Source organism: Amycolatopsis sp. WGS_07 (assembly GCF_045278895.1).
GTDB lineage: Bacteria > Actinomycetota > Actinomycetes > Mycobacteriales > Pseudonocardiaceae > Amycolatopsis.
The window spans coordinates 1,301,364-1,323,867 of record NZ_CP136053.1 but is presented as its reverse complement, the minus strand read 5'-3'; the positions used below and the strand labels follow the sequence as shown (position 1 = coordinate 1,323,867).

Sequence of the window (22,504 nt, the reverse complement as noted above, 5' to 3'; positions counted from 1 at the left end):
AGATGGGGACTGTAGCCATCTTCGTGCTGGACGACCAAGGCCAATGGTCGGATTTCTCAGCGTCTGTTCAGCGGACGCCCGCGAGCCAGTCCCGGACCTGCTGCGCGTACTGCGGTGCCCATTTCGGAGTCCAGCGCCGGAAGTAGACATGCATGTTCAGCGCGTGCAATGCGTGCGCGAGTTCCACCCGCTGACGCCAGTCGTCCGGTAGCGGACAAGCGGCAGCATAGGACGCGAGGAAGACGTCACGGCCTTCCGGGTACGCGTCGAAGATGTGCTCGTCCAGCTTGCCGAAGTCGCGGAACCGGTCTGCGTACGCGGCGTGTTCGAGGTCGAGGACGCACGTGATCCGGCCGTCGCGCACCAGGATGTTCGGGAGCCACAGGTCACCGTGGGTGAGGGCGGGGACGCTCGCGGACTCGTCCAGCCGGGTCACCGCGGACACGAGCGCTGACCGCAGGGAGCCGGTCGGGCCGATCAGGGCGGGGTCGGCCAGCGGCAGCAGCGCGTCGGCCTCGGCCTCTACCGACTCCTGAAGCGACGTCGTCTTCCCGCCGCCCAGCACGTCCCCGAAATGCGGGCCCTGGATGGCGTGCAATCGCCCGGCGACGTCGCCGAGGTCTTGGAGCAGGGCCGCGCGCTGGTCCTTGTCCAGCGACTCCCACACGTCGCCCGCCGCATCGCCCTCCTGGTACTCCTGGATGAGCAACGGGCCATCGAGGGCGGGCTCGTGCGGTATCAGCAGCCGGTAACGGACGACCGGGACGCCGTGCTCGGCCGCCACCTGAGCGCTTGAGACCAGCCGCCGCAGATGCTCGGGATTCCGTTCGCGCTGCGGCACTTTCACCAGCAGCCGACCCTCGGCGGTGTCGGCTACCCACTGTTCGCTGGTGTACCCCTTGTCGAGGGAACGAACCGACTCGACCCGATTCCCGGGGTATTCCCTCTCCAGAACATTCCTGACCGCGTCCTCTGTTGACATGAAGATCACACTATCCGCCCCGGCAAACGCATTGTCCGGCGTTGACCTCTAGTTAGCTATAGGTCTTACGTTCGGCATATGTCCAGCTCTTCTGCTCAGAACGCCGAAACCCCAGTAGCCAAGGGAAGTTGGCGTGACTTGCTCAGCGGCCGGCACCGTCGCGTAGCCGCCGTACTCGCCGGAGGCGTGGGGCTGTACGCGACGAATGTGTTCCTTACGACGAGCCTGCTGCCCGCCGCCGTGCAGGACATCGGAGGCGCTCGGTATTACGCGTGGGTGACCACCGTTTTCCTAGTGGCTTCAGTCATTTCGTCGGCATTGGTGAGCACGGCACTGCCACGGCTCGGCGCGCGCAATACCTACTTCGTGGCGCTTGGCGCGTTCGCGCTCGGCACGGTGATCTGCGCGGTCGCCCCGGTCATGGAGGTGCTGCTGACCGGCCGGTTCGTCCAGGGGCTTGGCGGCGGTCTGTTGTGCGGACTGGGCTACGCGCTGATCCGATCTCTCTTGCCGGAGCACCTGTGGTCCCTTGGCGCCGCACTGGTTTCCGGGATGTGGGGCGTCGGCACCTTCGTCGGCCCGGCGGTCGGCGGAGTCTTTGCGCAGTACGGCATGTGGCGCGGCGCGATGGTCACCCTTCTGGTCGTGACGGCGTTGGTGGCGATCCTCGTTCCGCTTACCGTGCCCTCGACGCGCGCGGGCGATCTGCCGCCCGTGCCGTCCCCGCTCACGGTGGGGCTTTTGGTCGTTTCCGCGCTGCTGGTCAGCATTGCCAACATCGTGGACTCCACGGTCCTGCTTGGTGTCCTGCTCGTGGTGGCTCTGCTCAGCCTTGGCCTGGCGTTCGCGTACGACAAGCGCCGCGGCGGGCGGATCCTGCCGCGGTCGGCTTTCTCCTGGTCGTCTCCGCTTCCCTGGTGCTACGGCGCGGTCGCGCTGCTGGCCCTCGCGTCGCAGATCGAGGCGTTCATTCCGTTGTTCGGACAACGTCTGGCGGGACTCGCTCCGCTGCTGGCTGGATTCGTGGGTGCCGCGATCGCGCTGGGCTGGACTCTGGGCGAGGTGCCCAGCGCGGGTATCGCAGGGCTGGGGGCCAAGAGCCGGGTGGCTTCGGCGGGGCCGCTGTTGATCACCGTCGGCTTCGTGACCGCCGGACTGCTGGTCGGCGCGGCTATGGGAACCGGCGTGACCGTGGCCTGGACGGTGGCTCTCCTGGTGGGCGGGGCCGGGATTGGCATCGCTTGGCCGCACGTCGCCGCACGCATCATGGGCGGGGTCGCTTCCGACGACGAGGGCGACACCGCTGCCGCGGCGATCAACACCGTGCAACTCGTCTCGAATGCCATCGGATCCGCTGTCGCGGGGGTTTTGGTCCACCTCGGCGGGCCCGCCCCGGAAGGACAGGCCCGAGCTGCGCTCTGCGGCATCGGACTGGCCGGAGTCGCGGGCGCGTGGTGCGTCTGGCGGGGCACCGCTGCCTGGCGGCGGAAAGCTGCTGTCCAGCAGGCTTAACCGGCGATCTGGCGCAAGGCCCGGACGTGCGCGTCCCAGGCCTTGCGCCCGCTCGGCGTCAGCGACAGGTACGTGCGGGGGCGTTTGCCGACGAAGACCTTGCGCACCGCGACGTATCCCGCCGCTTCCAGCGTCGAGACCTGTTTGGACAGTACGGAATCGGAGATTTCCACCGCGTCCCGGACAGATTTGAAATCGGCTTCGTCGACCGCCGCGAGAGCCGCGGTGATGGAGAACCGGATCGGCGAGTGGATCACCGAATCCAGCGCGAGCCGGGGATGATTCATCGGCGGCCGCGCGTTTCCAGCCAGGCGGCCACCAGGAACGGCACCGCGCTGAGCACCGCGGCGGGCACCCACCAGGCCGGATTCGCGGTGAAACGCACCTGTCCGAGCGGGGCGGCGATCGCGATGACCAAGCTGACGCTCGCGCCGAGGATCGGATAGAGCACGCGCTGGTGCCGGCCGACCACGGGACGGGTCGCGGTGTAGACGATGAAGACGAAAAGCGGGACCAGGCTGCCCGGCATGAGCAGCAGTCCAACGTTGCCGAGGCCGCCGGCCAGCAGGATGGCGGCCTCGAGGACGCCAAGCGCCAGCAATGCCTTCGGGTACCACCGACCCTGCGCGAGCACCTTCGACGACGCTGACTCGGCGGTGCGCAACGCCTGTTCGGCCGCTGTTTTGTCCATGTCGCCAGACCCCTTTGGCTGATGGCACTCTGTCCAGTACGTGTCAAAGTAGCAGGTACTTTCCAAGTTGGAAAGTATCGATGCCGCGGGGACGGGTCTCGAACGGGATGAGGCACACTCGGCACCATGACGAACCGCCTCGCCGATGCGACGTCCCCCTACCTCCTGCAACACGCCGGCAACCCGGTCGATTGGTGGGAATGGGGTCCGGACGCACTGGCCGAGGCGCGCCGGCGCGGGGTGCCGATTCTGTTGTCCGTCGGGTACGCCGCCTGCCATTGGTGTCACGTCATGGCGCACGAATCCTTCGAGCACGAGGGCACCGCGGCGCTGATGAACGCGCATTTCGTGAACATCAAGGTCGACCGCGAGGAGCGGCCGGACATCGACGCCGTCTACATGGCCGCCACGCAGGCCATGACCGGTCAGGGCGGCTGGCCCATGACCTGCTTCCTCACGCCCGAGGGCGAGCCATTCCATTGCGGCACTTACTATCCGCCCGCGCCGCGACCTGGGATCCCGTCGTTCTCGCAGCTGCTGGTGGCGGTCGCGGAGGCGTGGGAGGAGCGGCCGGACGACCTGCGCGAGGGCGCGAAACAGATCGTCGGGCACCTCGCCGAACAGAGCGGTCCGCTGAAGGAAGCCGCCGTTGACGCCGCCGCTCTGGCTGAGGCGGTGGCGAAACTCGCGCAGGAGGCAGACTCCGTCCACGGCGGTTTCGGTGGCGCGCCGAAGTTTCCGCCGTCGATGGTGCTGGAGTTCCTGGTGCGCCACTACGAGCGCACCGGATCGACGGGAGCACACGCACTTGCCCAGTCGGCAGCGGACGCGATGGCTCGCGGCGGCATTCACGACCAGCTGGCCGGCGGGTTCGCGCGCTACTCAGTGGACGCCGAGTGGATCGTCCCGCACTTCGAGAAGATGTTGTATGACAATGCTTTGTTGCTTCGAGTATACGCGCATCTCGCCCGTCGTGGGTCGACGTCGGCGTTGCGCGTGGCAGAAGGGATCGTCCGGTTCCTCGAGCACGATCTCCTTACGCCGCAAGGAGGTTTCGCGGCATCGCTCGACGCGGACACCGAAGGCGTCGAAGGCCTGACATACGTGTGGACTCCCGCCCAGCTCAACGAGGTGCTCGGCGACGACGGTCCCTGGGCGGCTGAGCTGTTCCGGGTCACCGAGGAGGGCACCTTCGAAGAAGGCGCGTCGACTCTGCAAATGCGGGCGGATCCCGACGACTTCGACCGGTTCGAACGCGTCCGGCAGGCGTTGCTGGAAGCGCGAGCGGCGCGTCCACAGCCGGGGCGGGACGACAAGGTGGTCGCGGCGTGGAACGGTCTCGCGATTTCCGCGCTGGCGGAAGCGGGCCTCGCCCTGAACCGTCCACAGTGGATCGAACTGGCTCGTGGCGCGGCTTCGCTGCTGCTCGACCTGCATGTCGTGGACGGACGGCTCCGCCGCAGCTCGCGGGACGGCGTGGTCGGGGCGCCGGTCGGAGTGCTGGAGGACTACGCCTGTCTCGCCGACGGTCTTCTCGCCCTCCATCAGGCGACTGGCGAACCGCGCTGGCTCACCGAAGCGACCCGGCTGCTGGACGTCGCACTGGAACACTTCGCCTCGGACTCCGCTCCCGGCGCGTATCACGACACCGCCGACGACGCGGAAGTCCTCGTGCAGCGCCCGTCCGATCCGACCGACAACGCGAGCCCGTCCGGTGCCTCCGCGCTGGCTGGCGCGCTGCTCACCGCCTCCGCGCTGGCGGGGCACGACCAAGCGGCGCGATACCGTGACGCCGCTGAACTCGCGCTGCGTCGCGTGGGCTTGCTCGCCGCGCGGGTGCCGCGTTTCGCTGGGCACTGGCTGTCCGTCGCGGAGGCCGCGCAGTCCGGGCCGGTGCAGGTCGCGGTTGTCGGCGCTGAGCGGGCGGAGCTGGTCACCGCTGCCGCGCGGCACATCCACGGCGGCGGCATCGTGGTCGGCGGCGAGCCAGACGCGTCCGGCGTTCCGCTGCTGGCCGACCGCCCGCTGGTCGATGGCGAGGCGGCGGCGTACGTGTGCCGCGGCTACGTCTGCGAGCGCCCGGTGACCGCGGTGGACCAGCTCGTCGCCCAGCTCTGAGCGAATTCCGCCCCTGGTGAACGCGCTACCCGCACTGGTGGAATTAGCGTAGCTTCAGTAGTGACGTAATCATGTAATCAAAGGCGGTGGACGTCATGGGGCGAGGCTGGAAAGGCCGGGGCGGCTGGCAGCAGGTCGAGGTGCCGTCGGCGGACGACGCGGCGGCGTGGTTCGGTGGACGGCTCCCGGACGGCTGGTTCACCGGCGACCCGGAAATCACCGTGGACCGCGAAGAGATCCTGATCGTCGGCGAACTGCCCGCGCTGACCGGCGAGTACGCCGACGACGCGGCCCGCGCGGCCGCCGAGGACGGGCGGATCAGCCGGTTCCGCGAAGAAACCCGCGACGAGCGCATCGAAATCGCCCGCCAGGCCGAGCACCGCTACCAGCGCAAGGTGGCGTGGGGCGCGAAACTGGGCGGTACGACGGTGCACTTCACGACGCTGTCGGTGCCGGTGATGACCCGGCTGCGGCAGCCCGAACGGCTGGTCCTCGACACGCTCGTGGACGCCGGCGTCGCGCGGTCGCGGTCCGAGGCGCTGGCCTGGGCGGTGCGACTGGTCGGCGAGCACGCGGACACCTGGCTGGCCGAACTGCGCGAGGCGATGACGAAGGTCGACGACCTCCGCGCGAAGGGCCCTGACCTGGGCTGAGCTGCGGGACTTCCTCCGCTGCGGCAGGCTGGCCAGTGACCAGCCGTAGTCGCATCGGAGGAACCGTGGACGTCCCTGCTGTGCCCGCGAAAGTGGATCCGGACGCGTTGACCGCAGTCCTCGACGGCCGCTGGTCCGCCTTGAAGCGCGACGTGCGCGCGCAGATGAGCGCGGAGCAGTTCCGGAGCACGATCGGCCTCGACGTCGAGACGCATCGCGTTCAGGTGTTGGACCAGCTGCGGAAACTCGCCGAAACCGACCGTCCCGCACTCGGGTTCGACGCTGCGTACGGCGGCCTGAGCGACGTCGGCGGCTCGGTGATGTCGTTCGAAATGCTCGGCTACGGCGACCTGTCGCTGATGGTCAAAGCCGGGGTGCAATGGGGCCTGTTCGGCGGCGCGGTCCAGCTGCTCGGCACTGCGGCGCATCACGAGAAGTACTTGCGCCGCATCATGAACCTCGACCTGCTCGGCTGCTTCGCGATGACCGAGCACGGCCACGGTTCCGATGTGCAACATCTGCACACCACAGCGACTTATGACCCGGTCGCGCGCGAGTTCGTCGTGCACAGCCCAGACCCGGGTGCCACCAAGGAATACATCGGCAACGCTGCCCGCGACGGACAGCTAGCCGTGGTGTTCGCACAGTTGCTCACTGGCGGCGAATCCCGTGGCGTACACGCATTCCTGGTCCCGATCCGCGACGAATCCGGCGCTCCCGCACCCGGCGTCACGATCGCGGACTGTGGCGTAAAGGCAGGCCTCAACGGTGTCGACAACGGACGGTTGACCTTCGATCAGGTACGCGTACCAAGGGAAGCGCTGCTGAACCGCTTCGGCGACGTCGCCTCGGATGGCACCTACACAAGCCCCATCGAGAGCGACGGCCGCCGATTCTTCACGATGCTGGGCACGCTCATCCGCGGCCGCGTGAGCGTCGGCGGCAGCGCCGGATGCGCGACGCAGAGGGCCCTGACCCTGGCAATCCGCTACGGCGACCAGCGGCGACAGTTCCAGCGTCCGGACGGGGACGAGGTAGTGATCCTCGATTACCTGGGACACCAACGGAAACTCCTGCCAGCCTTGGCGAAGACCTACGCGCTGCACTTCGCACAGGAGGAACTGGTCGCCGCCCTGCACGACATCGCCCCGGACGCGCCGGAAGAAGAGCAGCGCGAACTGGAATCCCGCGCCGCCGGTCTGAAGGCCCTGAACACCTGGCACGCGACCGCGACGATCCAAACGGCCCGCGAAGCCTGCGGCGGCAGTGGATACCTATCGGAGAATCTGCTGGCCGGTCTGAAAGCCGACACCGACGTCTTCACCACCTTCGAAGGCGACAACACCGTGCTGTTGCAGCTGGTCGCGAAAGGCTTGCTGACGCAGTACAAGGAACACTTCGAAGACCTCAGCCCCCTCGCGACGGCCCGCTTCGTCGCCGAGCAACTCGTCGACACCGTCAAGGAGCGTTCAGTCGCACTACGGTTTGTAGAGCGCCTGACGGAGTCCGACGACGCTTCAGTGCTCTTCGATCGCGAGTGGCAACAGCGTCTCTTCGAGGACCGCGAAGAGCACGTGCTGAGCGGCGTAGCCAACCGTCTCCGCGGTGCCGCTTCGGACCCTTTCGGCGTCTTCAACTCCGTACAGGACCACGTGCTGCTCGCTGGCCGCGTACACGTAGACCGCCTAATCCTCGACGCCTTCGCCCGCGCTGTCGCCGCATGCCCCGACCCAGACGCGGCTGCGCTTCTCTCGCGTGTCTGCGACCTGTACGCACTGTCGACCATCGAAGCAGACCGCGCGTGGTTCCTCGAACACGGCCGCATCTCCGCAAGCCGCTCCAAGGCGGTGACTGCCGCGGTTAACGCACTGTGCGGGGCTTTGCGGCCGCACGCACGGACGTTGGTGGATGGGTTCGCTGTCCCAGAACAGTTCCTGGCAGCCCCGATGCTGGACGGCTGAAAAATCGGTACGCTCGACGCGGTGTCGAAAGTCTTCGGAGATCACGCTGAGCGATACACGAACTTTGCCGAAAACAGCGGCCCGAACGCGCACTACGACCGTCCCGCGATCCTGCGCCTAGCCGGTGACCTGGCCGGAAAGCGAGTCCTGGAACTTGGCTCCGCCGGCGGCGGCCTGACCGAACACCTCGCCGCCGCCGGTGCCGATGTCCTGGGATTGGACCACGACCCCCGCCTGGTCGAGATCGCAAGCAACCGCCTGGGCTCTCGGGCCAGATTCGAAACCGCAGACCTGAACGAGCCGCTGACCATGGTGCCGAACACCGCGGCAGACCTGGTAGTGGCGTCGCTGGTCCTGCACTACGTCGCGGACTGGGCACCGCTTCTCGCCGAGCTGCGCCGCTGCCTGAAACCGGGCGGCGCGCTGGTGTTCTCCATCCACCACCCCATCACCGGCTGGCTCCGCTCCGACGGCACGGACTACCACCGCGTCGAGCTGATCAGCGAAGACTGGGACTGGAACGGTGTGACAGTGACCGGGCACATGTACCGCCGCCCGGTATCGGCGGTGTTCACGGCATTGCTGGAGGCCGGTTTCAAGATCGACGCGGTGGAGGAGCCGCAACCGACGCCGGGGGTGGAGGACCCGAAGCTGGCAGAGATCCTGCGGGGACAGCCGGTGTTCTTGTTCGTGCGGGCGGTTCGTTAGGAGTACATCGTTCTTGATCGACTGCTGGGTGACGCTGAGCCGATCGAGGTGTTTCCGCGCGAGAAGGAGCGACTTTCGACTTGGCTGTTTTAGATCGTCAACTTCGGCTGAGAACAGACGGTGGCAGTAGGCGTTCGAGGTTGAGAGGCCAGTCAAGGTCCAAGTGCTCGTTGAGTAGGAGTACAAGCTGTGGGCCATCGAGAAGTTCGAGCCGGCTATTGCGGCTTTCTTCGTGCCGCGCTGCGGGGCTGAACCGGGAGGTGGTGACAAGTACGCCTTTTGTGGCATTGTGCTCGCTGGTTACGTAGCCGAGTTCGCGTACCTTTTGGATGCCGACGGTGTTGTGCGATCGTGTACACTGGATGCAAAGTTTTTCGCGTCGGCCGTGCTCGCTACCGATTGCCAGTACGTCGACACCTCCGTCTTTGACGGCTCTTGTGAGAGTGACATCGTAGCCAATGCGATGGTAGAGGTAAGCTACGAGTTGTTCGAGTTCGCGTGGTGTTCGGTCGGCGATGAGAGCGACCCGGGTGTGTGCTTTTTCGGGAAGGCCAATGTAATAGGCTCGAATGAGAGTAGCTGCGTCCCATAAACTGTTTAGTCGACCGTCTGGCAATACGTTGAGGTGGCCCTCGATGTACGCGCTGATGACTCGCAGCGCCTCGCGGGGCGAGGTGTTGAGCAGGTCGAGAATCCAGGTTATGCCTTCCCATGGGTGGGATATCGTCCACGGTACGTCGGTGCCCGTTTTCCGGATATGCTCTACGCGGTAGGTGTTCATCAAGTCGTAGTCGAGCAGACGGCGCCAGTACTCTCCCGATTGGCCAGTCTGGAGTTTATCCGCATCGAGCCGGGAGATCTGATGCTCAAGCCTGACTGCGTCGATGCCGAGGGTTGTCGCGTTCATTAGAAGTGCGCGCAGCAAGTCGCGGACTTCGTCGTCATCCCACGTAGTGATCTCGGCGAGAATTTCATCAAGCTCGGCCTGGTAGAGCCAGCCTCGGTTAATGATCTCGTCGGTGTCGAAGAGGCATGCGGGGCTGTGATTTGCTGGGGTCGCCACGCGGCGACCTTACGGCAAGGCCAGTCTCCCTGAAATGCAGCGATGTCGAGGGGGCTGCGGATGTAGGTTTCTTCGCCGCCGGATTGTCGTGTGGAGCGCTTGGGCCATGAACTACGGTGCTCGAAGCGACTACTGGTTCAAGGTCGGTGGCAGTGGACATTTGGCACTGGTGGAGCGTTCTCGCAGCTCGGCGGACAAGTTCTCTCACATCATCCCAACTAGTAGACGTCCTCGATGCTCACCGAGACAGTCGGACGGCCCAGCCGCGGTCTAACATGATCCACAAGGGCAAAACCCCAGCTAGGAGTACATCGCCAACCAGATCGCGATGTAATGCGACACCGCCGCCAGCACCGTGCACGCGTGGAAGAACTCGTGGTACCCGAACGTGTCCGGCCAGTGGTTCGGCCACTTCACCGCGTAAAAAACCGCCCCAACCGTATAAAACAGCCCACCCACGCAAAGCAGCACCAAAGCCGCAACCCCGGCATGGCTCAGCAGTTCCGGCAGGACGAACACCGCGACCCACCCGAGCGCGATGTAGATCGGGACGCCCAGCCAGCGCGGGGCGTGCGGCCACAGCATCTTCATCGCCACGCCGAGGATCGCGCCGCCCCACACGATGCCCAGGACGATGTATCCCGTCGGCTTCGACATGGCCAGCAGGGTGAACGGCGTGTACGTGCCGGCGATGAAGAGGAAGATCATCGAGTGGTCGGCGCGCTTCATCCACTTGTACGCGCGCGGGCTCCACAGCCTGCGGTGATACAGCGCGCTCACGCCGAACACGCCCAGCACGGTGAGGCCGTACACGGACGTCGCCAGCGCGGCTACCGGGGAAACGGTCGACGCGGCGAGGCTGATCAGGGTGGCGGCCGCGGCGACCGAGCCGAAGAACGACCAGAAGTGGATGTGGCCGCGCAGCCTGGGTCGAGTGTCCTCGGGGGCAGGTGGGGGCTCGATCGTCACGCTCACCGGGTCCAGGTTACGGGACCGTAGGTTTTTCGCTAGCCCCCGTGGCGCGTCACACCCTTACTCCAGGGGTGCGTACGCTCGGGCGACGTGAGCCTCCGGTCCTTCATGTCCGACGTTGTCTACAGCATCTACAGCCGCCGTCTGATCCAGCAGTCGGCAGGCCGTCATCCGCGGCATATCGCGATCATGCTCGACGGCAATCGCCGCTGGGCTCGCGAAGCCGGGTTCACCGACGTGGCCGACGGGCATCGCGCCGGGGCCAAGAAGATCGCCGACTTCCTCAGCTGGTGCCAGGAGGCCGAGGTCGAGGTCGTGACGATGTGGCTGCTCTCCACCGACAACCTCAACCGCGATCCGGACGAACTCACCCCGCTGCTGAAAATCATCACCGACGTCACCGACGAACTCGCCGGGGCCGAGGCGCCGTGGCGGCTGCGCATCGTCGGCGCGCTCGACCTGCTGCCGCTCGAGGTGGCGCAGAAGCTCACCGCCGCCGCGGCGCGCACCGAGAACCACTCGGGCATGGAGGTGAACATCGCGGTCGGCTACGGCGGACGGCAGGAGATCGCCGACGCCGTCCGCAAACTTCTCCTGCAGCACGCCGACGAGGGCACTTCGATTCGGGAACTCGCGAAAATCCTGGACGTCGACCACATCTCGGAACATCTGTACACATCCGGCCAGCCGGATCCCGATCTGATTATCCGAACGTCCGGTGAACAGCGCCTTTCCGGATTTCTGCTGTGGCAGTCCGCGCATTCGGAATTCTGGTTCACCGAGGCTTACTGGCCGGCATTCCGGCGGGTCGACTTTCTCCGCGCGCTGCGCGACTACGCCTGGCGGCACCGCCGGTTCGGGGCCTGAACGCGGCGAACCGGCCCGGCGGACCCACCCAGCCGGGCCGGTCAACCCGGGCCGCAGACGCCGCGAAGGCCCCGGAGCCGGGCTCCGGGGCCTTCTGCGCGAGACGGCTCAGCCGTGGTGGTGCTCCATCGAGTGGGCCACCAGCGCCGGGGTCAGCGCAACGCCGGTGTAGGCGCCGGCGACCAGCGAAGCGGCGCCGTAGCCCAGCGCGCCGCCGCCCTCGATGAAGGTGGCGTAGGCGTCGCCGAACGTCGGGTCCGGAGCGCCCTGGGTCGCGGCCGGGGAGGCGAACGCCGTCCCGCCGATCATCATCAGGCCCGCGGCCGCACCGGCGACAATTCCAGCCTTCTTCAGCACTTCGCACACTCCTAGGTAGAGATACTGGGATTCGGGGCACCGGAGTGTTCCGGTGGTGTGTCCCGCAGTAAGGAAATTACCCCCGAATGGCCTCTAGCGAATGGTGCGTACGCCCATTGTGTGAGGGCCTGAAGGCCCAGTTCACTCGGTCCGGTTCAGTGTCCAGGACGCGAAATGCATTCCGGTCTGGACCATGGTACAAGGCCCTTTACCTGGGAATTGCCTGCACTCGGTAACAAATTTTCCTTGATCATTCGTCCGCGTGACCCCCCGATCGCCGGACCCAGTCACGCTGAGTGATAACCGTGGACACTCTGTTGCGGGCGACCGACGGTGGGATGACGAATCGGCGAATCACCTGTGTGGCTGCCTGCACGACGCGGCGGACGTAGGTACCTTCCGGGATAGAGGGCTCGCGTTCCGTGCGGGTTCTCGCGGGAGGCCCTGGTCGTGGCGTTGATCGAGGGGCGGCTCAGCCGCCCACGAGATGCACGAGGGGGCCGGCACCCGGCCCTCGTGGCCGTGCCGCCTGACGCAGCCAGCGTCAGGGAGTGCGGACCCAGCCAGGGAGGTGCCCGGCCCAGCGAGTGCGGGCGTGGGGTGCACACGCCCTCGAGGGAGATGCCGTCGTGACTGCGCAGCGTTCACCCCGCAAGGCCTCAGGCCGTTCTTCGACCGGTGCCCCGGCACCGGAGAAAGCCTCGATCTCGCCCGAATCCCCACGCATCACTTATGTGCTCGACACGTCGGTGCTGCTCTCCGACCCGTGGGCGGTCACCCGGTTCGCCGAACACGCGGTGGTGCTCCCGCTGGTCGTCATCAGTGAACTGGAGGCCAAGCGCCACCACTCCGAACTGGGCTGGTTCGCCCGCGAATCCCTCCGGCTGCTGGACGATCTCCGGCTCAAGCACGGCAGGCTCGACGCCCCGATCCCGATCGGCGAGGCGGGCGGCACCCTGCAGGTGGAGCTGAATCACACCGATCCGTCCGTCCTCCCGGTGGGCTTCCGCACCGACTCGAACGACCACCGCATCCTCGCGTGCGCGCTCAACCTCGCGACGGAGCAGCCGCAGGTCGTCCTGGTGACGAAGGACATCCCGCTGCGGGTCAAAGCGGGCGCGGTCGGGCTCACCGCGGACGAGTACCGGGCGCAGGAGGTCACCCCGTCGGGCTGGACCGGCATGGCGGACGTGGACGCGCCGCAGGAACTGATCGACGCGCTCTTCTCGGGCGGTTCGGCGGATCCGGCGGAGTTCGGGCTCAGCGAGGTGGGCGAACTGCCGTGCCACACCGGGCTGCGGCTGCTCGCGGGCAGCTCCAGCGCGCTCGGCCGGGTCACGGCGGACAAGCGGGTGCGGCTGGTGCGCGGCGACCGCGAGGCGTTCGGCCTGCACGGCCGCTCGGCTGAGCAGCGCGTGGCGCTCGACCTGCTGCTGGACTCCGACGTCGGCATCGTCTCGCTCGGCGGGCGAGCGGGCACCGGCAAGTCGGCGCTGGCGCTGTGCGCGGGCCTGGAGGCGGTGATGGAACGCCAGCAGCACCGCAAGGTCGTGGTGTTCCGCCCGGTCTACGCGGTCGGCGGCCAGGATCTCGGCTATCTGCCCGGGTCCGAGAGCGAGAAGATGCAGCCGTGGGCGCAGGCCGTGTTCGACACGCTCGGCGCGCTGGTCAGCCAGGACGTGCTGGACGAGGTGTTCGACCGCGGCATGCTCGAAGTGCTGCCGCTGACGCACATCCGGGGCCGCTCGCTGCACGACACCTTCGTGATCGTGGACGAGGCGCAGTCGCTGGAACGCAATGTGCTGCTGACCGTGCTGTCACGGCTCGGCTCGGCCTCGCGGGTGGTGCTCACGCACGACGTCGCCCAGCGCGACAACCTGCGGGTCGGGCGGCATGACGGCGTCTCGGCGGTGATCGAGAAGCTGAAGGGGCACCCGCTGTTCGCGCACGTGACCCTGACCCGGTCGGAGCGCTCGCCGATCGCGGCGCTGGTGACCGAAATGCTGGAGGACCACGGCTGACCTGGTCGTGAGTGGCAATCACGGTTCTAACCGTGATTGCCACTCACGAGGCCTCCTACCAGCCAGACGGCAACGGACGCCCCTCGGCGAACCCAGCCGCGGACTGCACGCCCAGCACCGCACGCTCGTGGAACTCCTCGATCGTGCGCGCGCCCGCGTACGTGCAGGACGAACGGACACCCGAGCAGATCGAGTCGATCAAGTCCTCGACGCCCGGCCGGGCCGGATCCAGCGCCATCCGCGACGTGGAGATGCCCTCCTCGAACAGTGCCTTGCGCGCGCGGTCGAACACGTTGTCCGTGCGCGTGCGGGCCCCGACGGCGCGCTTCGACGCCATCCCGAACGACTCCTTGTAGGGCCGGCCCTGCTCGTCGTACCGCAGGTCGCCGGGGGATTCGTGGGTGCCGGCGAACCACGAGCCGACCATCGCCGCCGACGCGCCCGCGGCCAGCGCCAGCGCGACGTCGCGCGGGTGCCGCACACCGCCGTCGGCCCACACGTGTTTGCCCAGCTCACGGGCGGCAGCCGCGCATTCGGCGACCGCGGAGAACTGCGGGCGGCCGACGCCGGTCATCATCCGCGTGGTGCACATCGCGCCGGGGCCGACGCCGACCTTGATGACGTCCGCACCAGCGTGAATGAGGTCGCGGGTGCCCTCGGCGGTCACGACGTTCCCCGCCACGACCGGCACCTTCGGCGACACCGAACGGACCGCCTTGAGCGCGGCGATCATCTTTTCCTGGTGCCCGTGCGCGGTGTCGACGACCAGCGTGTCGACGCCCGCGGCCAGCACCGCTTCGGCCTTCGCCGCGACATCGCCGTTCACACCGATCGCGGCGGCGACGCGCAGTTTCCCGTTGGCGTCCGCGGCCGGGGTGTAGATCTCCGAGCGCAGCGCGCCCACCGCGGTGAGGACGCCGGCGAGGCGACCGTCGGCGTCGAGGCCGAGGGCGAGCCGTCCGCCGTGACTATGCAGCAGTTCGAAAACCTCGCGCGGCGGCGTGTCGATCGGGACGGCGACGAGGGCGGGCTCGGCGACATCGGCCAGCCGGGCGAAGCGGTCGACGCCGGCGCAGGCGGCCTCGTCCACGACGCCGACCGGCTTGCCGTCACCGTCGACGATGACGACCGCGCCGTGTGCTCGTTTGTGCACGAGGTTGAGGGCATCGGCCACCGCGTCGCCGCCGGTGAGGACCAGCGGCGTGTCCCAGACGGCGTGGCGGGACTTCACCCAGGAGACGATTTCGGTCACCGCGGCCGTGTCGACGTCCTGCGGAAGCACGACGAGCCCGCCGCGGCGAGCGACCGTCTCGGCCATCCGCCGCCCGGCGACGGCCGTCATGTTGGCCACCACCAAGGGGATCGTCGCGCCGGTGCCGTCCACAGTGGACAAGTCGACGCCGAAGCGGGACTCCACGTCCGAACGGTTCGGCAGCAGGAACACGTCGTCGTAGGTCAGGTCGTGAGCGGGCACGTGCCCATCCAGAAAGCGCACGAGTCCCCAGGCTACGTGGCTTGCGCGCGCGACGCTAACCCGGCGTGGGACGTGGAACAATGGCCGGGTGGACAGCCGTGACCGCGACGACCAGGGCCGAGCGCGCAACGCCCGCCCGCGCGACGGCCTCGGCCGCCCGCTGCCCTACGGGGCCGACGGGGTGCCGCGCCAGCCCGAAGGCGTGCAGCGGACCCCGGCGGAGACCCTGGCGGAGGCGCAGGACCTGCTGGACGCCGGCCGCCCGTTCCACGCGCACGAGGTCTTCGAGGACGCGTGGAAGGCGACGGACGGCCCGGAACGAGAGCTGTGGCGCGGCCTGGCCCAGCTGGCGGTCGGGCTGACGCACGCGCTGCGGGGGAACGGGAACGGCGCGGTCGCGCTGCTCGAGAGGGGCGCGGAGAACATCGCTCCGTTCCGGGAGGAGCCGCCGCACGGGGTGGACGTCGCCGGGCTGCAGAGGTGGGCGCAAACGCTTGCGGCGGAGGCCCGGGAGCGGGTTCGGGTGGAGCCGGAGGTTCCTCGGCTGGCTCGGTAGGCCCGGGTTCCGGTGGGGTTGGTTGATCGGCTCGGCAGGCGCTTTGCGGTTGCGTGGTCGGAGGCGGTCGGTTTGGGTGGCCGCCGAGCAGGAGTTCGGGCGGGTTTCGCGTTTTGCCTCGTCGGAGTGTCCGTTTTTGGGTGCTTGGGTGGGTCGCTGAGCAGGGATTCGGGACCGGCGTAGCCGGTGGGTTTCGTGCTCGCATGGCCGGAGGCGCTCAGGTTGGGTGGCCGCTGAGCGGGAGTCGAGCCGGTTTGGCCGGAGGAATTCTTGCTCGCGTGGTCGAGAACTCTTGGCTGGGGTGACGAGCTTGGTGCGGGCGGTGGCACCGGGTTGGGGCTTGGTGATGCCGTCGGCGCTCGTGTAGGCCTTTGCCGCGTGATTAGGGCGCTCGGTTCGAGGCGAGCTTGGTGCGTGTGGCTTGATTGGCGGGGTTCGTCCTCGCCGGGCTGTTTTCGCCTGGTCGACAACGCTCGGGCCTAGCGGTGGCGGGTTGTTGGCCGGGGCAGGCGGGGCCGCGGGCTGGGATGCGTCGAGCGGTGACCGGGCGTGGGGCGGGCTGATTCAGCGGTGCACCTCGGTGAATCGCCTATGCGCAAGCGTTTGCGGCGCAGCCGTCGTCGCCAAAATTGCCGGAACCGCCGGGCGCGCTGAGGAACCTGCCCGGCGGGACTCCGGGAGGGTCAGGCCTCGGGCCAAGTGGCGGAGGCGGCTTTTTCCTTGCCGATGGTGGTCGCCTCGCCGTGGCCGGTGCGGACGATCGTGGTGTCGGGGAGGGGGAAGAGGCGGTCGCGGATGGATTTCACGATGGTCGGGTAGTCCGAGTACGACCGGCCGGTCGCGCCGGGGCCGCCGTTGAACAGGGTGTCGCCGGTGAAGAGGACGTCCAGGTCGGCGCTGTGCAGGCAGATCGCGCCGGGGGCGTGGCCGGGGGTGTGCAGCACGGTGAGGTCGGTGCCGGCGACGGTGATGACCTGTCCGTCGGCCAGGTCGCCGTCGGGGGCGCGGTCCGGGTGGGTCAGGTCCCACACGACGCGGTCGGCCGGGTGCAGCAGGATCGGCGCGCCGGTGCGTTCGGCCAGTTCGGGGGCGGCGTTGACGTGGTCGTTGTGCGCGTGGGTGCAGACGATCGCGCGGACGGTGCGTTCTCCGACGACGTCCGCGATGGCCTCCGCGTCGTGTGCCGCGTCGATCACGATCACCTCGGCGCCGTCGCCGACGATCCAGACGTTGTTGTCCACGTCCCAGCTGCCGCCGTCGAGTTCGAATGTGCCCGACGTGACCAGGTTTTGCACTATCGCCGTCATGTCCGCAGACCCTAGTAGCCAGCGAGGCATACCGCCGGTACTTACTTTCGAGTATTCTTACTCGCGGTAAGTTAGCCGCGACGACGGGACTGCTCATGACCGACCCCCGGGATCTGCTCGCCGAACCGCTCAAGCTGCAGTGCGGAGCGGTGCTGCCGCACCGCGTCGCGAAGTCCGCGCTCAGCGAGCAGCTTGGCGACCGTCGCAACGCGCCTTCCGCCGAACTCGCCGAGCTGTACCGGACCTGGGCGCGCGGGGGAGCCGGGTTGCTGGTGACCGGCAATGTGATGGTCGATCCCACCGCGCTCGGCGAACCGCGCAACGTCGCGGTGCCTGCCGCGCCCGATCCGGCGGCGTATCGGCCGTGGGCGCGGTCGGTGAGCGGGACCGACGCGCAGTTGTGGGTGCAGCTCAACCATCCCGGTCGGCAGAGCCCTCGGTATCTCTCACGGCAGCCGGTCGCTCCGTCGGCCGTGCCGTTCGGCGATCGAGGGGTGCGGACGGCGTTCGCGGCACCGCGGGCGTTGACCGGCGACGAGATCGAGGCAGTGGTGGAGAGGTTCGCGTTGTCGGCGCTGACGTTCGTCGACGCCGGGTTCTCCGGGATCCAGATCCACGGCGCGCACGGGTACCTGATTTCGCAGTTCCTGTCGCCCTTGGTGAACCGCCGCGACGACGAGTGGGGCCGCGATCGCAGCCGGTTCTTGCTCGAGGTGGTGCGGGCGGTCCGGGCCGCGGTGGGGGATCGCGTGCCGGTGTCGGTGAAGCTCAACAGCGCTGATTTCCAGCGCGGCGGCTTCGACGAGGACGAGTCCCTGCAGGTGGTTCGTGCGCTGGGCGAGGCGGGGATCGACCTGTTGGAGATTTCCGGCGGCACGTACGAGCGCGCCGTGATGATGGGGTCCGGCCGGGCGAGCACGCAGCGGCGGGAAGCATATTTCCTGGACTACGCGGCGAAAGCGCGGCAGATCAGCGACGTCGCGCTGATGGTCACCGGCGGGTTCACCACAGCGGCCGGGATGGCCGACGCGCTGGAATCCGGTGCGCTGGACGTGATCGGGATCGGCCGTCCGTTCACTGTGGACCCAGCGCTGCCGGGACGGCTGCTGGCGGGCGAGGACGTGCGTGCCGAACGGAAGTGCCCGCACACCGGAATCCGGCTCGCCGACAGCCTGCTCGAGATTCAGTGGCACACCCAGCAAATGCACCGTGTCGCGGCGGGCAAACCGGTGGACCTGAAGCGCGGCGCGTGGCGGGCGCTGGCCCAGGCCGGGCTCAGCGATCCGCTGAACGCGTTTCGGCGGGTACGCGCGTGAGCCGCCGGTCGACGACCCGCGCTCCGCTGGCGAGCACGATGAAGAAGGCACCGATGAGCACGCAGTTCAACGCGACCTGCCCGTAGCCGAGGTCGTCGGCGTTGACGAACGGGTACGGGTAGTAGCTGTCGATCGCGCCGCGGATGAGCGTGAAAACCAGCCACGCCAACGGATAGACGAGCGACCACCAGACGGTGCGCCATTCCAGCACGCGCGGCGCGAAGATCAGCCAGCCGAGCACGCACAGCACCGGGGTAACGCGGTGCAGCAGGATGTCCGCGGCGAGGCTGAGCCCGTGCAGCTCATACAGCCCGGCGAGCGCGACCTGGTAGACGACGCCGGTGACCACGATCCCGACCAGCGCGTCGAGCCACAGCACGCGCATCAGCGGCGAGGTACCGCGTCCGCGGGCGAAGGCCGCGCCGGTGACGAGGACGAGCAGGTTCGAGATGATCGTGAAGTAGGTGAACAGGTTCGCCACCCGCCCGCCGAAGCTGGCGTACCGTCCTTGCGCCGGCACCAGCGCGACGATCTGGATCACGAGCGCGGCCAGCACGACGACCGCGGTCACCCCGAACCACAGCCGGGCCAACGCTTTCGAGGACATGCCGCTGACAGTACGTCTTCGGCGCGATCCGGCCCGCCCGACACGACCGTGCTCGATCGCGCCGGGCCGGGTGAACTGTCCGAGCCGGAGTGAGCACTGCCCTCTGGAGGCAGTGTGCTTACCGCATCACCGCACCGCCTTCACCAGAGCCGGTACGAAGACCGACGCGTCGATCGTGCCCCAGCCGCTCGCGATGTCGAAGCCCGGACCGGCCTTGAAACCCTCGACGTCGTACTGGCTGTTGTCGCCCTTGGTGACGTCGACGACCCCGGCCGCGGTGCCCTTCGGCCCCAGCTTCGTGTACAGCGCCGGGTTGATCTGCCCCAGCCGGCCGTGGTTGGCCTGCACCGCCAGCGCCAGCACCCCGGCGAACAGCGGAGCCGACTGCGACGTTCCCTGCACGCCTTCCATGCTGATGTCCGGGTACGCCCGCATCGTGCTGCCGGTGATCTTCTTGACGTTGTTCTGCCAGGACGGCCGCGCGTACGCCTTCGACAGGCCCGCCCCTTCGCTGAACCCGTTGTCCGCCGCGTTGACCAGATCGTCGGGCTGGGTGCGGGCACCGTTCGCATCCAGGTGCAGCTGAGTGCCGCCGAGCGCGGTGACGTTCGGGTCGCTGGCCGGCCAGCTCGCTACGCGGTACGGGTACTTGCCGGGGCCCTGCAGGTACGACCCGGTCGGCCCGTCGTCGCCGGACGACGCGACCAGCGTGACGCCCGCCCGGCTCGCCCGCTCCAGCGCCGGGTCGAGGGTCTTGATCGACTCGAACGACGGGAAGTTCTCCTCGGTGGTGCCGAAGCTCATCGAGACGACGTCGGCGACGCGGTGCTCGGTCATGTAGTCGACGGCATGCATCATCTCCGGAAGCCCGGCGAAGCCCTGCGTTTCGGCGACCGGAGTGGCCGCGACGACGATCTTCGCGGCCGGGGCCATCGCGTGCATCATCGTGACGTCGAGGTCGGTTTCCCCGCCCCACGACTGGCAGGTGGCGGTGTCCACTCCGGGATCGGTGCACGCGGGGACGGCACCGGACGGCTGCAGCACCTCGACGTTCGCCGGCGGCAGGCCGTGTTCCCGCGAGTAGGTGTCCAGCACCTCCTTGACCTTGTCGTCGCCGAACGACACCAGCGTGGCCACGGTGGACCCGGCCCCGGTGATGCCCTGATTCCACAGCTTCGTGGCGTTGTACGCGCCGCTTTCCTGCGGCAGCTTGGCCATCGCCGCGTTGAGCCGCTCCACTCGCTCGCGCACGGTGGTCGCGCCGACGAACGACTGCGCGGCAGCCGAGAAGTGGTGTCGCGACGGCTGCTGCGGCGGCGCTGGCGCAGCACTGGCCGGAGCCGCCACCACGGAGGCGGCGAGCGCCACGCCCGCCAGCAGGGTCATCGGCCGCCCGAACCGCCGGACGGCTGATTTCACCCGGAACGTCATGCTTTTCTCCCATCGACGCAGGCCAGTGCCCCCACTCTCGGGCACGCGGCCACCGGTGCGACATCGACTTTCGTCGGGCGTTTTCCCGAGTACAGCGGGGAAAACTGCCCAATGTCCGGAATGTGCCCGCTCATCCGGCGGGCGGTCGCGGCCGCCGTCATCCGGACTCCTCGGCCACGCCGGGCTTCTCCGCCGCGCCGGGCTCGTCGGTCGCGTCGGGCTTCTTGGTCGCGCCAGACTCCTCCGCCGCGTCGGGTTCCTTGGTCGCGTCGGGCTTCTCCGCCGCGCCGGGCTCGTCGGTCGCGCCGGGCTTCTTGGCCACGCCAGACTCCTTCGCCACGCCGGGCTCCTCCACCGGACGGCCGCCGCGCAGCAAGCCCCGGACGGTGTCGATGGTGTCCGCCTCGCCGGGGTCCTTGTCCGGCCGGTACCGCACCACGCGCGCGAACCGGAGCGCCAGCCCGCCCGGATAGCGCGTGCTGACCTGCGCCCCGTCCAGCTCGATCTCGACCACCGTCTCCGGTCGCACGTGGACGGTCCACTGGTCGCGGTGCGTCTCGATCTCCTGGAACCGCTCGGTCTGCCAGGCCAGTAGCTCGTCGGTGAGGCCCTTGAACGTCTTGCCCACCATGATCGGCGGCCCGCCATCCGGATCCCGGGCGCCGAGGTGCAGATTCGACAGCTTCCCGGTGCGCCGCCCGTGGCCCCATTCCGCCGCCAGCACCACCAGATCGATGGTGTGCACCGGTTTCACCTTCAGCCACGCGCGCCCGCGCCGCCCGGCCGCGTAGACCGAATCGAGGTCCTTCACCATCACGCCCTCGTGCCCGGCGGCCATCGCCGCGTCGAGCACCGCGGCAGGCGACTCCGGCCGGACCGAACCAGGGATCACGTGCTCGCCCGCGACCCGGCGGAGCGCTTCGTTGCGTTCGGACAGCGGCACGTCGAGCAGATCGACGCCGTCCAGATGCAGACAGTCGAAGAAGTACGGCCGCAGCAGCAATGCCCGCACCTGTTCGTCCCGCGTGCTGCCGAACCGGCTCATCGTTTCCTGGAACGGCCGCGGCCGCCCGTCGTCGGTGAGCGCGAGGGTTTCGCCGTCGAGCACCACCGATTCGCACGGCAGCGACCGCACCAGTTCGACCAATTCGCCTACGCTGCCGGTGATTTCCCGGAGCGTGCGCGTGTACACGTGCACCTCCGAGCCTTGCCGGTGCACCTGGATCCGCGCACCGTCCATTTTGTACTCGACGATCGCATTCTCGTGTTCCGCCGCGGCTTCCTCCAGCGATTCCGCCGGCGACGCGAGCATCGGCCGCACCGGACGGCCCAGCTCCAGCCCGAATTCCGCGAGCGCCGCCGCGCCCCGGTCAACGCCGCCTGCCCGGTGACCGGCAGCCGCCCGGACAGCATGAACGCGCGCCGAACCTGGTCGACCGCCACCTCGGCCGCCGCCGCGACGGCGTCGACCATCACGCCCTCCAGCGCGCCCTGCCGCAGCTCCCCGGTGACGAGCCGGAATACGAACTCCTGCTCGGCCCTGGTCAGCCGGGCGAACAGCGCGGTGAGCACCTCCGCTCGTCGTTTCACCGAGCCCGCGCCGCCCGCGGCCGCGACTTCCGTGAGCGCGGCGTCGACCTCGGCCACGGACACGGCGGCCGAAACCGCGGGTTCGACGGCGAGGTCGGCGAGCGTGCGCCAGCCCGCGCCGAGCCGGTCCTGCGCGGTCTGCCCGGTGAGATACGCGATCACCGCGGGCAGTTCGCCAGGCTCGGCCGCGCGCAGCACGCTGGCCAGCACGGCGATTTTCGTTTTCCGTGACCGCGTGGCCGCCAGTTCGGCGGAGGCGGTGACGAGGTCGGTGAACAACACCCGGCCATCATCGCCCCGGACACCGACAAAAACTCC

Annotated in this window: 19 protein-coding genes and 1 pseudogene; 9 read left to right on the top strand and 11 right to left on the bottom strand. The window is 68.5% G+C overall.

What is annotated here, in order from left to right:
- Positions 1–67 precede the first annotated feature (67 nt).
- Positions 68–982 (bottom strand): phosphotransferase family protein, encoded by a 915-nt coding sequence (locus tag RPX00_RS06060; RefSeq protein ID WP_406638246.1) that lies wholly within the window; start codon positions 980–982, stop codon positions 68–70.
- 78 nt (positions 983–1,060) lie between these two features.
- Here RPX00_RS06060 and RPX00_RS06055 point away from each other — a divergent pair, with 78 nt between their 5' ends.
- On the top strand, positions 1,061–2,494 hold the full coding sequence (locus RPX00_RS06055; protein ID WP_406638244.1) for an MFS transporter: 1,434 nt from the start codon (positions 1,061–1,063) through the stop codon (positions 2,492–2,494).
- Here the strand turns inward: RPX00_RS06055 and RPX00_RS06050 are convergent.
- Together RPX00_RS06050 and RPX00_RS06045 are read right to left on the bottom strand one after the other, a co-directional pair.
- Positions 2,491–2,781 (bottom strand): winged helix-turn-helix domain-containing protein, encoded by a 291-nt coding sequence (locus RPX00_RS06050; RefSeq protein WP_406638242.1) that lies wholly within the window; start codon positions 2,779–2,781, stop codon positions 2,491–2,493. The two genes, RPX00_RS06055 and RPX00_RS06050, sit on opposite strands and share 4 nt — an antisense overlap.
- Positions 2,778–3,185 carry a hypothetical protein gene (locus RPX00_RS06045; protein ID WP_406638240.1) on the bottom strand — a complete coding sequence of 136 codons (408 nt, stop codon included), beginning with the start codon at positions 3,183–3,185 and terminating at the stop codon, positions 2,778–2,780. The genes RPX00_RS06050 and RPX00_RS06045 overlap by 4 nt, the downstream gene beginning before the upstream one ends.
- Before the next feature lie 126 nt (positions 3,186–3,311).
- Here RPX00_RS06045 and RPX00_RS06040 point away from each other — a divergent pair, with 126 nt between their 5' ends.
- From RPX00_RS06040 to RPX00_RS06025, 4 genes are all read left to right on the top strand, one after another.
- The gene (locus RPX00_RS06040; protein ID WP_406638238.1) at positions 3,312–5,303 is read left to right on the top strand and encodes a thioredoxin domain-containing protein; all 1,992 of its coding nucleotides are present in this window, start codon (positions 3,312–3,314) and stop codon (positions 5,301–5,303) included.
- A 95-nt stretch (positions 5,304–5,398) separates the two neighbouring features.
- Positions 5,399–5,956 (top strand): hypothetical protein, encoded by a 558-nt coding sequence (locus RPX00_RS06035; protein ID WP_406638236.1) that lies wholly within the window; start codon positions 5,399–5,401, stop codon positions 5,954–5,956.
- Positions 5,957–6,021: 65 nt separating this feature from the next.
- Positions 6,022–7,917 (top strand): acyl-CoA dehydrogenase, encoded by a 1,896-nt coding sequence (locus RPX00_RS06030; RefSeq protein ID WP_406638234.1) that lies wholly within the window; start codon positions 6,022–6,024, stop codon positions 7,915–7,917.
- A 21-nt stretch (positions 7,918–7,938) separates the two neighbouring features.
- On the top strand, positions 7,939–8,625 hold the full coding sequence (locus RPX00_RS06025; RefSeq protein ID WP_406638232.1) for a class I SAM-dependent methyltransferase: 687 nt from the start codon (positions 7,939–7,941) through the stop codon (positions 8,623–8,625).
- A gap of 97 nt (positions 8,626–8,722) precedes the next feature.
- Here RPX00_RS06025 and RPX00_RS06020 read toward each other — a convergent pair whose 3' ends face one another.
- Positions 8,723–9,688, bottom strand: a complete 966-nt coding sequence (locus tag RPX00_RS06020; protein WP_406638231.1) for a restriction endonuclease — start codon at positions 9,686–9,688, stop codon at positions 8,723–8,725.
- Between the two features lie 300 nt (positions 9,689–9,988).
- A complete protein-coding gene (locus RPX00_RS06015) occupies positions 9,989–10,663 on the bottom strand; it encodes a hemolysin III family protein (protein WP_406638229.1) in 675 nt (224 codons plus the stop codon).
- A gap of 105 nt (positions 10,664–10,768) precedes the next feature.
- On the opposite strand from RPX00_RS06015, the gene RPX00_RS06010 reads away from it, so the two are divergent.
- Positions 10,769–11,527, top strand: a complete 759-nt coding sequence (locus tag RPX00_RS06010) for an isoprenyl transferase (protein ID WP_406642796.1) — start codon at positions 10,769–10,771, stop codon at positions 11,525–11,527.
- A gap of 108 nt (positions 11,528–11,635) precedes the next feature.
- On the opposite strand, the gene RPX00_RS06005 is transcribed toward RPX00_RS06010, so the two are convergent.
- Positions 11,636–11,884 carry a hypothetical protein gene (locus RPX00_RS06005; protein WP_067576545.1) on the bottom strand — a complete coding sequence of 83 codons (249 nt, stop codon included), beginning with the start codon at positions 11,882–11,884 and terminating at the stop codon, positions 11,636–11,638.
- A gap of 734 nt (positions 11,885–12,618) precedes the next feature.
- Here RPX00_RS06005 and RPX00_RS06000 point away from each other — a divergent pair.
- Entirely contained in the window at positions 12,619–13,905 is a 1,287-nt protein-coding gene (locus tag RPX00_RS06000) for a PhoH family protein (RefSeq protein ID WP_406642794.1), read from the top strand.
- Between the two features lie 55 nt (positions 13,906–13,960).
- Here the strand turns inward: RPX00_RS06000 and RPX00_RS05995 are convergent, their stop codons facing one another.
- Positions 13,961–15,400 (bottom strand): GuaB1 family IMP dehydrogenase-related protein, encoded by a 1,440-nt coding sequence (locus RPX00_RS05995; RefSeq protein ID WP_406638227.1) that lies wholly within the window; start codon positions 15,398–15,400, stop codon positions 13,961–13,963.
- A gap of 67 nt (positions 15,401–15,467) precedes the next feature.
- Between RPX00_RS05995 and RPX00_RS05990 the strand changes: the two genes are divergently transcribed.
- Positions 15,468–15,935, top strand: coding sequence for a DUF309 domain-containing protein (locus RPX00_RS05990; protein WP_406638225.1), 468 nt, complete (start codon positions 15,468–15,470; stop codon positions 15,933–15,935).
- Positions 15,936–16,618: 683 nt separating this feature from the next.
- On the opposite strand, the gene RPX00_RS05985 is transcribed toward RPX00_RS05990, so the two are convergent.
- Positions 16,619–17,242 carry an MBL fold metallo-hydrolase gene (locus RPX00_RS05985; protein ID WP_406638223.1) on the bottom strand — a complete coding sequence of 208 codons (624 nt, stop codon included), beginning with the start codon at positions 17,240–17,242 and terminating at the stop codon, positions 16,619–16,621.
- A 95-nt stretch (positions 17,243–17,337) separates the two neighbouring features.
- Between RPX00_RS05985 and RPX00_RS05980 the strand changes: the two genes are divergently transcribed.
- Positions 17,338–18,558, top strand: coding sequence for an NADH:flavin oxidoreductase/NADH oxidase family protein (locus RPX00_RS05980; protein ID WP_406638221.1), 1,221 nt, complete (start codon positions 17,338–17,340; stop codon positions 18,556–18,558).
- Here the strand turns inward: RPX00_RS05980 and RPX00_RS05975 are convergent.
- The 3 genes and pseudogenes from RPX00_RS05975 to RPX00_RS05965 form a co-directional block, all read right to left on the bottom strand.
- Positions 18,518–19,165, bottom strand: coding sequence for a Pr6Pr family membrane protein (locus tag RPX00_RS05975; protein ID WP_406638220.1), 648 nt, complete (start codon positions 19,163–19,165; stop codon positions 18,518–18,520). The two genes, RPX00_RS05980 and RPX00_RS05975, sit on opposite strands and share 41 nt — an antisense overlap.
- A gap of 126 nt (positions 19,166–19,291) precedes the next feature.
- Entirely contained in the window at positions 19,292–20,596 is a 1,305-nt protein-coding gene (locus RPX00_RS05970) for a S8 family serine peptidase (protein WP_406638218.1), read from the bottom strand.
- Positions 20,597–20,753: 157 nt separating this feature from the next.
- A pseudogene (locus RPX00_RS05965) lies at positions 20,754–22,468 on the bottom strand (ATP-dependent DNA ligase).
- Positions 22,469–22,504 lie beyond the last annotated feature (36 nt).

What these genes read in the sequence shown, in the direction of transcription:
- RPX00_RS06060 (WP_406638246.1), bottom strand. Translation starts at nt 982, where the DNA reads ATGTCAACAGAGGACGCGGTCAGGAATGTTCTGGAGAGGGAATACCCC.
- RPX00_RS05970 (WP_406638218.1), bottom strand. Translation starts at nt 20,596, where the DNA reads ATGACGTTCCGGGTGAAATCAGCCGTCCGGCGGTTCGGGCGGCCGATG.
- RPX00_RS05975 (WP_406638220.1), bottom strand. Translation starts at nt 19,165, where the DNA reads ATGTCCTCGAAAGCGTTGGCCCGGCTGTGGTTCGGGGTGACCGCGGTC.
- RPX00_RS06010 (WP_406642796.1), top strand. Translation starts at nt 10,769, where the DNA reads ATGTCCGACGTTGTCTACAGCATCTACAGCCGCCGTCTGATCCAGCAG.
- RPX00_RS05980 (WP_406638221.1), top strand. Translation starts at nt 17,338, where the DNA reads ATGACCGACCCCCGGGATCTGCTCGCCGAACCGCTCAAGCTGCAGTGC.
- RPX00_RS06045 (WP_406638240.1), bottom strand. Translation starts at nt 3,185, where the DNA reads ATGGACAAAACAGCGGCCGAACAGGCGTTGCGCACCGCCGAGTCAGCG.
- RPX00_RS06035 (WP_406638236.1), top strand. Translation starts at nt 5,399, where the DNA reads ATGGGGCGAGGCTGGAAAGGCCGGGGCGGCTGGCAGCAGGTCGAGGTG.
- RPX00_RS06040 (WP_406638238.1), top strand. Translation starts at nt 3,312, where the DNA reads ATGACGAACCGCCTCGCCGATGCGACGTCCCCCTACCTCCTGCAACAC.
- RPX00_RS06050 (WP_406638242.1), bottom strand. Translation starts at nt 2,781, where the DNA reads ATGAATCATCCCCGGCTCGCGCTGGATTCGGTGATCCACTCGCCGATC.
- RPX00_RS05985 (WP_406638223.1), bottom strand. Translation starts at nt 17,242, where the DNA reads ATGACGGCGATAGTGCAAAACCTGGTCACGTCGGGCACATTCGAACTC.
- RPX00_RS06055 (WP_406638244.1), top strand. Translation starts at nt 1,061, where the DNA reads ATGTCCAGCTCTTCTGCTCAGAACGCCGAAACCCCAGTAGCCAAGGGA.